Annotated in this window: 8 protein-coding genes; 6 read left to right on the top strand and 2 right to left on the bottom strand. The window is 48.1% G+C overall.

Annotation, left to right across the window (positions count from 1 at the left end):
• Nucleotides 1–385: 385 nt before the first annotated feature.
• From hemW to QUB64_RS02020, 4 genes are all read left to right on the top strand, one after another.
• Entirely contained in the window at nt 386–1,729 is a 1,344-nt protein-coding gene (hemW, locus tag QUB64_RS02035) for a radical SAM family heme chaperone HemW (RefSeq protein ID WP_333265983.1), read from the top strand.
• Between the two features lie 227 nt (nt 1,730–1,956).
• The gene (locus tag QUB64_RS02030) at nt 1,957–2,217 is read left to right on the top strand and encodes a hypothetical protein (RefSeq protein ID WP_333265980.1); all 261 of its coding nucleotides are present in this window, start codon (nt 1,957–1,959) and stop codon (nt 2,215–2,217) included.
• Nucleotides 2,218–2,322: 105 nt separating this feature from the next.
• Nucleotides 2,323–2,595 (top strand): DUF1830 domain-containing protein, encoded by a 273-nt coding sequence (locus QUB64_RS02025; protein WP_333265978.1) that lies wholly within the window; start codon nt 2,323–2,325, stop codon nt 2,593–2,595.
• Between the two features lie 554 nt (nt 2,596–3,149).
• Nucleotides 3,150–4,715, top strand: coding sequence for an FAD-dependent oxidoreductase (locus tag QUB64_RS02020; protein WP_333265976.1), 1,566 nt, complete (start codon nt 3,150–3,152; stop codon nt 4,713–4,715).
• A 93-nt stretch (nt 4,716–4,808) separates the two neighbouring features.
• Here the strand turns inward: QUB64_RS02020 and QUB64_RS02015 are convergent, their stop codons facing one another.
• On the bottom strand, nt 4,809–5,678 hold the full coding sequence (locus QUB64_RS02015; protein ID WP_333265974.1) for a lipid kinase: 870 nt from the start codon (nt 5,676–5,678) through the stop codon (nt 4,809–4,811).
• Between the two features lie 462 nt (nt 5,679–6,140).
• On the opposite strand from QUB64_RS02015, the gene QUB64_RS02010 reads away from it, so the two are divergent.
• Complete coding sequence (locus tag QUB64_RS02010) at nt 6,141–7,511, top strand: HEAT repeat domain-containing protein (protein WP_333265972.1); 1,371 nt, start codon at nt 6,141–6,143, stop codon at nt 7,509–7,511.
• 207 nt (nt 7,512–7,718) lie between these two features.
• Here the strand turns inward: QUB64_RS02010 and QUB64_RS02005 are convergent, their stop codons facing one another.
• Nucleotides 7,719–11,114, bottom strand: a complete 3,396-nt coding sequence (locus QUB64_RS02005) for a PAS domain S-box protein (RefSeq protein WP_333265970.1) — start codon at nt 11,112–11,114, stop codon at nt 7,719–7,721.
• A gap of 619 nt (nt 11,115–11,733) precedes the next feature.
• Between QUB64_RS02005 and QUB64_RS02000 the strand changes: the two genes are divergently transcribed.
• Nucleotides 11,734–12,708, top strand: a complete 975-nt coding sequence (locus QUB64_RS02000; RefSeq protein ID WP_333265968.1) for a LysR family transcriptional regulator — start codon at nt 11,734–11,736, stop codon at nt 12,706–12,708.
• Nucleotides 12,709–12,856 lie beyond the last annotated feature (148 nt).

Raw genomic sequence — 12,856 nt, 5'->3', positions numbered from 1 at the left:
TGAATGTGTTTACATTATATCTTTCGAGTGCTGATAGTTTTTTCGTAGTTGCGGTCGGATATCGCTATCTTTACTCACCAATTTTTATGAACTTATATTTCGCGCCTGTACCGTGAAGGGGGATATGCTACCCGTGCTTCGTGGCCGGACAGCGCGCCCCTTCACGGGCAGACACGAGGTGCGAATAGACCGCCCTGCAACCTGTTCGGGAATTGCTGCCGGTCGCCATCGCTAGGAGATCGAGCTAAAATAGCCGTAGCTTGCGGGGCGGGACGCCATCGTTCGCAGCCTGTTATTGCTAAGAAAATGTCACAATATACATAATTATTTATCACGGTTTAATTAAAACTTTAGATTTGAAGTTGCACTTTTGGCTGGAAATGTAATGAACCCTACCACAGATTATTTAACATTTGAATTCCCAAAAAGTGCGCAGGTGTCAAATTCCGGCATTCCCAGTTCGGCTTACCTGCACGTACCTTTTTGTCGCCGCCGCTGTTACTACTGCGACTTTCCGGTTTTTGTGGTGGGCGATCGCAAAAATGGCGAGAATTCCGGCACAATCGTGCAATACGTTGCCGTACTGTGTCAAGAAATTCAAGCAACTCAAAATTTAGGCGGAGCTCTGAAGACAGTTTTTTTTGGTGGCGGCACGCCTTCGCTGCTTTCTGTCAGTCAGTTGAGCCATATTTTAGAGGCTGTTGACAGCAAATTTGGGATTGCTGCTGGGGCGGAAATTTCTCTAGAAATTGACCCCGGAACGTTTACTTTAGAGCAGTTGCGCGGATATGCAGCGGCGGGAGTAAATCGAGTGAGTTTGGGAGCGCAAGCTTTTCAGGATGAATTGCTGCAAGCTTGCGGGCGATCGCACTCTGTGGCCGAAATTTTTGAAGCAGTAGAAATAGTGCGATCGGCTGGGATTGTCAACTTCAGTTTAGATTTAATTTCGGGACTGCCGCACCAAACTTTAGCACAGTGGGAAGCTTCCCTAAAATCGGCGGTGGAAATTAGCCCCACTCACCTGTCGAGTTACGACTTAATTGTTGAGCCCTTAACTGCTTTCGGGCGCTACTTTGAAGCAGGCGCGCAGCCGCTACCAGCCGATGAAACCGCTGCTGAAATGTACCGTTTAGCGCGCTCAATTCTCACCGATGCTGGCTACGAACATTACGAAATTTCAAATTACGCTCGCGATGGTTATCAGTGTCAGCACAACCGCGTTTATTGGGAAAATCGCCCTTATTACGGTTTGGGAATGGGGGCGGCGAGTTACGTGGAAGGGCGCAGGGTGACAAGGCCTCGCAAAACTCAAGAATATTATCAGTGGGTGCGAAATCTTGCGGAGGGCAATTTTCCAGCTACCCCAAAACTTGAGGGCGAAATCCAGCCAGATATTGAGCCCGATCGCGAGCAAACTTTTCAAGTCTCAGAAAATGATGTTTTGTTAGAAACGCTGATGCTAGGTTTGCGTTTAGCAGCAGGAGTTAGCCTGTCGGTGCTGGCTCAAAAGTTTACTCAGCAAACTGTCGATCGAATTTGGGATTGTTTGCAGCCCTACTGGCGGCTGGGATGGGTAGAAATTGTGACTGATGCTGGGGCGATCGCAACTTTAGCCGAAGGTGCAAAACTGCCACTTTCGGGAAATTTGAGATTGAGCGATCCAGAAGGTTTTTTGTTTTCCAATACAATTTTAGCCGACTTGTTCAGCAAGTTAGGAGAGGATAATTAGCTTATGCCTGAAGAAGTATAGCCCTCGGTAAGGCGATCGCCCGTCAAGCCACAGCCACCAATTCGACCGTGAGCAAATTAAATTGCTCCCTAGGTTTATACTGTCAAAAAGAATATGTTTTATCTCGATCCCTCAACAAAACTTAAAGGCGAACTAAGCCTTGAGATAGACGCGGCGACTGAAATCCGGCTGTCATACTTGAGAGTGACGATTTAAAAAAGATCTTGATGGAAACTCTGACTCTGGAACGCAACAACATTGACAGCAATCCTAATCTGGTAATTAGCGATCGCGGCTGCAAGCGTACTTCTAAGTGTAAATTTTGCGGTCACTACAAGATGCAAAGAGGTGCAGTGGGTGACTGTCAATTGTTAAGCGCACCAGTGCGGGGAGGATGGAAATCTTGCGCTTTAGCAATGCCGCCTTTTGCACCTTCTTGGGAACACGTGGAAGACGCCAATATTTTTCCAGAGGCATTTATTAATTAATCTAAAGAATGCAGGAAAATATTTGCCTTTGACAGGCGATCTGATATATATTAGGCTGAGGCTGGTGACAGGTAGCTTGCACAATTTTACAAACAAGTTAAAACGATGAATTTGACACTTACTCAGGTAATTTCGGAACGTGATACGCGCATTTTGTGTTGGTATCTCAATACTACTAACCAAGTGCAAATTGCTCGGATTACAAATATTCCGAATTGGTATTTTGAGCGGACAGTCTTTCCGGGGGAACGTTTTTTGTTTGAAGCACTTCCGGAAGCTCAGTTAGAAGTTTGCAGGTGTGCGCAGACGGGTGCTATTGTGTGCGAGCGAATTTTGTGCGATCGACTGCGAGTTCAAGAATTAAGCGCGCCTGATTGAACCGAATCAAAAATGGTAGGGTGCGTCAGCTTGGAGATGTTCAATCACCACAGAAAGTCTCAGGCTGACGCACCATTGATATCGTGTCCGATCGATTAACCGCAGTAAGATTTGTTCGTAGTGCGGACTTCAGTCCGAAAATGCTGCGGAATGGGAGGGCGCACTACAAACTGTTTTTGTTATGGTAATCCACCGGAGATGAGATGATTCCCGGCGTGCGTCAGCATGAGATTGTTGGTTTGTCGCCCAAATCTTCCTAGCTGACGCACCCTACGGATCGGAAACTGATTGAACCGGCTCAAAAATGGTACGGTGCGTCAGCTTGGAGATGTTCAATCACCACAGAAAGTCTCAGGCTGACGCACCATTGATTCCGGGGGTGCGTCAGCCTGAGATTGTTGGTTTGTTGCCAAATTCACCCTAGCTGACGCACCCTACTTATCAGAAACTCTTGTGGGGTGGGCCGAAGAGCCCGCCCGAAACTTAAATTTAAATGCAGACCAAGTTCTAAGCTAAATTATATAAAATTAACCGTTCTTAAATATTAAAACCCGATGTCCCTCACCGAAAAAATTCTCTCCCAAGTGCCGGGAGACGCCCTTGGAGGCCTGCGAAAGGTCGATCGACTCTGGGAAAACCTCAAACAAAACACCGCCCCAGCACCCGCAGCCGTCAAACACAGCGAACAACCCCTAGAAACCATCGACTTCGACATAGTTATCAGTGGCGGAACCCTAGGAATATTAATCGGTACAGCCTTAGCAGTGCGCGGTTGGCGAGTAGCCTTACTCGAACGCGGCATCCTGCGAGGGCGCGAACAAGAATGGAACATTTCACGCAAAGAATTAGACGCATTCTTAGAACTAAACTTGCTGACGACTGAAGAGATAGACAAAGCAATAGCCACCGAATACAACCCAGCCCGCATCAGCTTTACCAACACCCCTGACATCTGGGTGCGCGACGTACTCAACATCGGAATCGACCCTATTTACCTCCTCGAAACCCTCAAACAAAAATTTCTCCAAGCCGGAGGCAAACTATTTGAAAACACACCATTTAAAACAGCAACAATTCACCCCAACGGAGTTCTAGTAGAATCCGATAATACCGATTCAGAATCTGCTACCAATTCATTTACAACCAGATTATTATTAGATGCAATGGGACATTTTTCGCCCATTGTGCGCCAAGCCAGACAAGGCAAAAAACCCGACGCCGTATGTTTAGTAGTCGGCAGTTGCGCCCAAGGATACCCCAAAAATGAGACTGGCGATATATTTGCATCCTTCACCCCAATGCAAAATCAGTGCCAATATTTTTGGGAAGCATTTCCCGCCAGAGACGGGCGCACCACTTACTTATTTACCTACATAGACGCCGACACAGAAAGATTTAGTTTAGAAACGTTATTTGAAGATTATTTGCGCTTGCTTCCCCAATATCAAAAAGTCGAACTCGAACAGTTAAAATTCCAAAGAGCACTCTACGGATTCTTTCCCTGCTATCGCCAAAGTCCTCTAAAAACGCCTTGGAATCGGATACTTCCAGTCGGAGACAGCAGCGGCAGCCAATCGCCCCTCAGCTTCGGCGGTTTTGGCGCCATGGTGCGCCACCTCAAACGCTTGACTCTCGGAATTGACGAAGCTTTAACCAGCGAAAGTTTAGATAAAAATTCCCTCGCACTTTTGCAACCGTACCAACCAAATTTATCAGTTACTTGGTTGTTTCAGCGTGCGATGAGTGCTGCGATGAATCAGAAAATAGACCCCAATCAAATTAATCAACTTTTGGCTGCTGTATTTGGGATAATGGAAGAGTTGGGAGAACCAGTGCTCAAGCCATTTCTTCAAGATATCGTGCTGTTTCCAGCTTTGTCAAAAACATTGTTTAAAACAGCAATTAGCCATCCCGGATTAGTGATTAAAATTATCCCGCAGGTGGGAATAGCTAATTTGCTCGATTGGATGGTTCATTATGTAAATTTAGGGATTTATACGGGATTGCAGCCTTTGGGGAAAGCGGTAAAACCGCAGGTTAAAAATTTAGGGGTGGAACAACAATACTATTTTCACCGATTGGTTGAAGCTTGGCAATACGGCGCGGGAGGCGATTATTAATTCTGGGTAATTTGGTTCGTAGTAAGGACTTTAGTCCGGGATTTTTTCTGCGGACTAAAGTCCTCACTACAAACTTATAAGAGTTATTTTACTTTATGCAGGAGCGATAACTGCCAAAGCTTGAGGAATCACTCGGAATTTTGCAGGGGTGTGAGTGGTGATTTCACCGTCGGTATTAATCGGACGGCGTTGGCTCGTATTAATCTCAATTTCTTGAGCGTGCAAGGCACGAACGTTAGGCCAACTGCTATGATTTCCTTGCCTCATCGCTGGCAGCAAAGCAATGATTTCCGACCAATGTTGTGTCTCTAAACTGTACAAATCTAGCCGCCTGTCGTCGATTGTGGCATCTTCGGCAACTTTCATGCCACCGCCGTAATAGCGGCCGTTGCCAATGGCAATCTGAATAGTTTTAACATAAAAAGATTGGTTATTTACCTTGATTTCTGCTCTGAATGGTCGCGATTCCCAAATTGTTTGCAAAGCGGTAAAAGCATAGGCGAAAACTCCCCAGCGCTGCTTCACGTCTTTAGTCAGCCGCTGGGTAATTTGCACGCTCAATCCCAAACTTGCCACATTGAAAAAATGCTGACCGTTCACCCAACCTAAGTCTATGAGCCGAACTTTACCGCTGGCAATTACTTGACAAGCTGCGGATAAATCTGTAGGAATTGCCAGAGTGCGGGCTAAATCGTTAGCAGTTCCCATTGGCAAAATACCCAAGGGTAATTTAGTGTCTATTAAACCTTCGATGGCGCAGTTTAGAGTGCCGTCGCCTCCGCCGATTATGACTAATTCGACTTGATTTTGGTAGCGCCGAATTGTCTCAGAAATTTCATCGGCGCGGTCGGTTGATTCTACAATTAACTCAAAACCAAGGGCTTGTAATTTTTCTGTGGCTTGAGATAATAGGTTTTGTCCTTTTCGGGAATGCTGGTTTACTAAAAGCAGAGCTTTTTTCATGGGAATGGGGAATGGGAATTGGTAATGGGTAAATAGGTGGGATTAGAAACGAAAATTTAATAACTTAAACATTTCCTACAGTCATCTATCTCCTATAAGTGCCGAGGTAAAAGGAGGCAGAGCCTCCGGATATGCGTTACCTGGCAGAGCCTGGTAACAAACTAATCGCTCAAGTTATTTAATTCGCATTATTTAATAAAAATAATTATGTCATGATTGGGTGTGGTTGCTTGGATATTGGTTATCTAAAAGCTGCGCTCGACTGCGAATTTATTTGCTTGAATTAACAATTTAACAGGTGGATGACTTAAGTGCATGAATTTAATGCTTTAATTACATTTGACCGCTGGTGATGGATTGACATTAATCTCAAACAATTGATAATGGTAGCAAAAGATTGCTGAAAAGTCTATCGCATTCTCCGCTAGCTGTCATCTACCTTAAAGAAGCTAAATTAAAATCATGTCTAATATTTTAGAACAAGCGCAAGCTGCTGCCGATCGCCAAAACTGGCCTCTTTTAGTCGAATGCTTGCAGCAAGTGACAGCCAACGGTAGTCAGCAGCCGGAAGAACAGATTTTAGAGCAAGCTGTCAGTTTAGCAATACAAGCCTTAGAATGGGGGGATTTTCAAGACCGCTGGGAAATTGCTAAAGTATTGCCCAATCTGGGAAATGGCGCGATCGCACCTTTAATCGCTTTGCTCGAAGACGAAGACGCAGACACGGAGCCCCGGTGGTTTGCCGCCCGCATCCTCGGAAAGTTCGATCGCCCGGAAGTGATGCAAGCTTTAGTCAAATTAATCGAAAATTCTGAGGAAGAATTGAGCCAAATTGCGGCGGAAACCCTGGGAAATTTCGGCACGAGGGCCATTGAATCCCTAGCAACTCTCCTACTCCAAGAAGACTCGCGACAGTTTGCAACAGCAGCGCTCGCCCAAATTCGGCGCCCTGAAATTATTGCACCGCTGTTGAGCGTAGTCACAGACTCTCAAGTTGCGGTGCGGGTTGCTGCGATCGAGGCCCTGAGTAGTTTTCACGATTCCCGCATCCCGCCGGTACTGGTAGCAGCACTCAAAGATCCGGCGACAGCAGTCAGAAAAGAAGCGGTGCGAGCTCTGGGAGTGCGCGCTTATTTAAATACAGAATTAGATTTAGTTAAGTTGCTCAAACCTTTGCTTTTCGACATCCGATTAGAAGTTTGTCAGGAAGCTGCGATCGCGCTCGGGCGGATGAAAACCGATGCAGCGGCGGCGGCTTTATTTGAATTGTTGCGATCGCCCGCAACTCCCCTGGAATTGCAAATCGAAAGTGTGCGCGCCCTCGGCTGGAGCGAAACCGCTGCGGGTTTAGAATATTTGCAAATAGCGCTGATCGGGCGATCGGCTGCTGGTTTCCAACCCGAGGCATCGACCAATCACAATTCAATCCCAATTGCTGAGCAAAACCTATTAATCGATAACATTAATCCTGTCGTTTGTCAAGAGATTGTTACTGTTTTGGGACGAGTGGAAAAGCCGGAATTGAAAGCCAAAGCTGCGGAAATTGCGATCGATTTGATTTCGAGCAATCATCCCGCCGTACAGTCGAGCCAAATCAAACAATCTTTGGCTTTAGCGTTAGGACAATTAGGAGACTTGAGAGCGATGGATGTATTGATTCAACTGTTAGCAGACGGCGACAACAGCGTCAGGCTGCACAGCACGGCAGCGCTCAAACGGCTGGGTGCGGGGGAGGTGCGGCAGCAATTAGCAAGTTTAGTTCAGCAAGAAGGTCTCGAACCCAGATTAAAACAGGGAATTGCGATCGCCCTGCAAGAATGGCAAGAGAATTAGTTTGTAGTGAGGACTTTAGTCCTGATTTCTTGCGGACTAAAGTCCTCACTACAAACCAAGAGAATTAGTTTGTAGTGAGGACTTTAGTCCTGATTTCTTGCGGACTAAAGTCCTCACTACAAACCAAGAGAATTAGTTTGTAGTGAGGACTTTAGTCCTGATTTCTTGCGGACTAAAGTCCTCACTACAAACCGGTTTATGTAAAATTCACCTGTGATCGATCGGCAATCGCACCCCAAAAGTCGAGCCGAGTCCCAGGCCGGGACTGTCGGCCCAGACATTGCCGCCGTGGAGTTCTACGAGATGGCGGACGATCGCCAATCCGAGTCCCAGCCCGCCGTAATTGCGCGTAGAACTGCTGTCAGCTTGGCGGAAGCGATCGAACACAAACGGCAAAAACTCCTTGCTGATGCCAATTCCCGTATCGCTGACGGCGATCGTCACAGAGTGAACCGGAGACGGAGATAACAGGGCACTACCAGCCGATCGCGGTTCTCCCTCCTCCGACAGCCTGATTTCTACGCGACCGGACGGCGGTGTAAACTTAATGGCATTCGAGACCAAATTCCACACCACCTGCTGCAAGCGAGTAGCATCGCCCCTCACCAAACTCACCCCTTCGCCACCAACAATCGCCAATTCAACCCCCCGAGATTCAGCATCAGGGCTCAGCGCCTTCACGGCCGTTTCTACAATCCGCACCAAATCCACCGGGCACAGCTTCAAACACACTTTACCGCTGACAATCCGGGAAACGTCCAGCAAATCCTCAATCATCTGAGTCTGCAACCGCGCGTTGCGCTCGATCGTCTCCAAACCCACAGCCGTTTTTTCGGCACTCAACTTGCGCTGTCGCAGCATCTGGGCCCAGCCCGAAATCGCGTTCAGAGGCGTTCGCAACTCGTGAGAAAGCGTTGCCAAAAACTCGTCTTTAATCCGGTTGGCCTCCGCTGCTTCCCGGTAAAGCCGTGCATTGTCGATCGCCACCGCCGCATCCCGCGCCAAATCCGAGAGCAAAACCAAATCTCCCTCCCCGCAGCGGCGGCCGGACTCTCCGCACAGCAACGAAATCGCTCCCAGCGTCCGCCCGCGAGCGATCAGCGGCACGCAGATTGCCGACAGCGGGTGCTGGGAGTGCAGCACTTCCAGCAGTTCCCTGTCCGACACAACCGCCTCGATCGCCCAATACGGTATTTCTGGGTAGAGCTTCGATTCCCCAGTCCGCAGCACCTTTGCCACTCCGTGGCGTCCCTGGGGGTCTACCGGCATTCGCTGGTCGATTTGCCACAGCAGAGCCACTTTGCTCGGATCGGAGTGAGAAACTGCTTGCAACCCGATCGAGCCGTCGGCCTCGATTAAATGCACGCAGCACCAATCCCCCAGCCCCGGCACTGCTAAATCGGCCAAACCTTGCAGCGCCTCTTGGTAATTCAAGGAAGCCGACGACAGCAAAGCCAAGGATCGGGCGCGGAAATCGGCTGTGGCGGCCGATCGGTGGCGATCGTCAATATCAGTACAAGTCCCGAACCACTTGAGGATGTTTCCCTCGGTATCGCATACTGGCATGGCACGACCCAGATGCCAGCGGTAAGCCCCGTCAGATGCCCGTTTCAAGCGGTATTCCACCTCGTAGGTCTCCCCCGTCTGCACCGACTCATTCCAGCGTTGCAGGCAATTTTCCAGGTCATCTGGATGCACGACGGGCTGCCATCCCCAGCCTTGAGTTTGTTCTAGAGTCAAACCGGTGTATTCAAACCAGCGCTGGTTGTAGTAGTCGAGCCAGCCGTCAGGCCAAGCAGTCCAAACGATTTGGGGGATAGTTTCAGCGAGGATGCGGTACAACTGTTCGCTGGCTTCGGCTGCGCGGCGGGCAGTTTGTTCCCGCGCCCAGGCTTGATTCCGCTGTTCTTCGGCTTGTTTGCGATCGCTGATGTCGCTAATGGCACCGATCCATTTCCAGGGATGACCTTGTTTGTCCAGCACTATTTTGCCGCGATCGATCCAGTGGAGCCAGCGGCCGCCGGAACACTGCACGCGGTATTCCTGAAAAAATGGGGTGGCATAACTTTTTGGCGCGCTCAAATATCGATCGACAGCAGCCTGGACTCGATATCGGTCTTCCGAATTTAAAATATTGTTCCAAGCTGCTCTCGTCCTCGGAAATCTGCCTTTTTCGTATCCCAAAATTTGATCCACCTGACCGAACCAGAGCACGATACCGGTCTCGATATCCCATTCGTAAATCAAATCGCTCGCACTTTCTGCTGCAATCCGAAACCGCTCTTCTGACTGTCGCAGCACTTCCATAAACTTAAAGCGTTCCGTCACGTCCAAAACCAGACACAGTATCGATATCAACTGTCCCGAATCGCTGTAAAAAGCCGAATTGTACCACTCGCAATGTACCAACGAACCCGACTTATCATAATTTCTGTTGCGAACGACATTGCACCGTTCGTGTTGGTTTGTCAAACTATAAATTGCCGCTTGTACATTTTTGACATCACCCTCAAAAATAAAGTTCCATTCCCTAAAATGCTTGCCTAAAACTTCTGTTGCCTTCCACCCAAAAATCTTTTCAGCAGCCGGAGACCACCCGCTGAGGTGAAAATTTTCATCCCACTCAATCACAGCTAGGGGCGTATTTTCAAAATGAGAAGTGAGTTTTTGCAGGGCATCGCGCAGGGATGCTTCTGCTTGCTTGCCCTCAGTAATATCGCTAAAAGCAATAGCCATGCCGTCGCCCAATTTAACGGTCATAATCCGAAACCAGCCGACAATGCCTTCGCTGTTGTAAGAAATCTCAGTATTGAGGGGAATTCCTGTTTCTACAACTTGCACGTAACGGTCGAACAAACCGCTATCTTGATGACCCGGCAGCACTTGCAGCAATCGCTTTCCGACCAATTCTTCAGGAGTGCTTTGCTGAATTTTAGCCGCTGCGGGATTGACGTATTCCCATTCAAAATCGACTATTTGGGATTCGTCGCGAATGCTGCGAAACACGTTAAATCCGTCTAGAGATAATTCCTGAAAAGCGCGAAAGCGTTCTTCGCTGGCTTGCAGCTTGTTGGCAATTTCTAGCAGGAGTTCTTGCACTCCCTCCGACTGCGCTATTTCTACGAGCAATTGCTGGTTAATGGGATCGAGTTCGCTGCTGGGGGATGGGACGGGATTTTTAACGGTACAGCCAGCTTGCGGTCGATCGACCTTTTGAGTTTCCAGCGCTGTATTTGCTGCTAATTGTGTCGCCGACGCCACCGCCAACACTTGAGAAAGCGAGGGCATCAATTGGGCCGCAGCCCACACAGAAACGACAGCGGTAACGGCGGCGAGCAAACTTGACAGCCCGTAACTGGGATGCACCAGCATCCAAACTTGCATCAGATGAGTTGTGCCGCCGCAAAAAAACAAGAGCCCCAATAGGATAAAACCCTTGCCCGCAGGCACGTCCCGCTGCTTCCTGGCCAAGTAGATCAGCATCGCTGGAATTGAGTAATAAGCCAAGGCAATTAACAAATCGCTAACCGCGTGCAGTCCCACTAACTGCGATTGCCACTCGGCCCATCCACCTTGGGGCATAAAATTGTGGTTAAATGACATAATCTTAAGAGAATTCTGCATTTCGCCTTTCCTGTGCGATCGATCGTACTTGCACTTGTGTTGCTGAGCCGCTAATTCCTAGTCTATACACAAAAAAACACAAAACAACAGTGACTTTAGGCAGGGGATGAAAGTTCATCGCAGGTTTCAACCAGGCGGCAATATTCGGACATTTATTGACAATTATAGGAACATCGAGGTACTATAATAGTGAAAAATGTACGAGATAAAATCCTAGTTTTAAAATTTTCACATTGTCCAAAAAACAAGTTAGTTCTCGCCCTTAATTAAACGACTCCGAGCGCGCAGTTAATTCAAGGTATTTAGCTAGATTTTTTTAAAATTCGATAGCTCAATCTTAATTAAATCGTTTTATTGATAAAATTGCCAACTTAGATAATGGATTCAATATTGAGAATGGGAGAATCGAAATCTAATTTTGCTGAATAAATCCTGCCCGAGCAAGTTAATTGATAGAGCCAAGCATCTGCGCCTCTGGCCCCGAAATCAAAACTAATCTGTACCTGTATCAAGGTGTACTAAATTGTGCGGAAAAATCGGTTAATGTCTCTGATGATCTCCCAGTCAAATTTCTCAAACCATCTCGAATTAAACATCCATGCGCTTAGAGCAGCTTCAAGCATTTCTTTCAGTTGCTGAAACCGGTAGCTTTCAGCAAGCGGCCCGGAAGTGCGGCGTTACCCAATCGACTATTAGCCGTCAAGTGCAGGGACTTGAAGCGGAAGTGGGTTTGTCGCTGTTTCACCGCAGCGCCCACGCCAAGCTGACTTTGGGAGGGGAACGCCTGTTACCTCACGCTCGCAAAATCTGTCAGAGTTGGCGAAATGCTGCGGTCGAATTGGGAGACTTGCTGGCGGGAAAGCAGCCGGAACTTTGCGTGGCTGCGATTCACTCGGTTTGCGCTGCTTATTTGCCGCCTGTGCTGCAAAGGTTTTGTCGCAACTATCCTGAGGTGCAGTTGCGCGTGACTTCTCTGGGGAGCGATCGAGCTTTGAAAGTTCTCAAAGACGGTTTGGTGGACATCGCGGTGGTGATGAACAACCGCTATTTTACTCAAGCCCCGGAAATGTTGGTTGAGGTGCTCTACAATGAGCCGATCGAGGTATTGATGGCAGCGAGTCATCCCCTGGCCCAGTACGATCGAGTACCTTGGCCGGAATTGATTTGTTACCCGCAAGTGGTGTTCAAGGACGGGTACGGAATGCAGCGCATGGTACAAGAGCAATTCGGACGCATCGGTGCTAAACTTCATGCTGTTTTGGAACTCAACACTCTCGATGCTTTTCGAGGTGTGGTGCGCCAGGGAGAATTGATTGCTTTGCTGCCGCATTCAGCTTTGATGGACGCTGTGGGCGATCGCACTTTAGCAATTCGGGCGATCGCCCAAGAAAGCGCAAATTCCAAGATTTCGGCGATCGGACAATCGGCGATCGATCCGACTTGGACTCGCGAAGTCGTGTTAGTCACAACTCACGATCGAATGCAAATTCCGCCGATCGCCCATTTCTGGAATCTGGTACGGGAACTTGTGCCACCACGTGATGTCATCAAAGTAGTAAAATCCGGAAATTAATACCATTTTAGATTTGAGATTTTAGATTGGAGATTTGAGATTTGAGGGCGTTACCAATGACTAATAACTAATAACTAATGACTAATGACTAGCCTTCGACTTCGCTCAGTCTAAAATGACTAATGCCCCATGCCCCATGCCCCATGCC

Source organism: Microcoleus sp. Aus8_D2 (assembly GCF_036702665.1).
Classification (GTDB): Bacteria; Cyanobacteriota; Cyanobacteriia; order Cyanobacteriales; family Microcoleaceae; genus Microcoleus.
Note: the sequence above shows the minus strand (reverse complement) of the source record. Positions and strands in the feature narration are given on the sequence as shown.

Bases quoted from the DNA above. Each gene is read 5' to 3' on its own strand.
- QUB64_RS02005 (WP_333265970.1), bottom strand. From the start codon at position 11,114: ATGTCATTTAACCACAATTTTATGCCCCAAGGTGGATGGGCCGAGTGG.
- hemW (WP_333265983.1), top strand. From the start codon at position 386: ATGAACCCTACCACAGATTATTTAACATTTGAATTCCCAAAAAGTGCG.
- QUB64_RS02015 (WP_333265974.1), bottom strand. From the start codon at position 5,678: ATGAAAAAAGCTCTGCTTTTAGTAAACCAGCATTCCCGAAAAGGACAA.
- QUB64_RS02020 (WP_333265976.1), top strand. From the start codon at position 3,150: ATGTCCCTCACCGAAAAAATTCTCTCCCAAGTGCCGGGAGACGCCCTT.
- QUB64_RS02025 (WP_333265978.1), top strand. From the start codon at position 2,323: ATGAATTTGACACTTACTCAGGTAATTTCGGAACGTGATACGCGCATT.
- QUB64_RS02030 (WP_333265980.1), top strand. From the start codon at position 1,957: ATGGAAACTCTGACTCTGGAACGCAACAACATTGACAGCAATCCTAAT.
- QUB64_RS02000 (WP_333265968.1), top strand. From the start codon at position 11,734: ATGCGCTTAGAGCAGCTTCAAGCATTTCTTTCAGTTGCTGAAACCGGT.
- QUB64_RS02010 (WP_333265972.1), top strand. From the start codon at position 6,141: ATGTCTAATATTTTAGAACAAGCGCAAGCTGCTGCCGATCGCCAAAAC.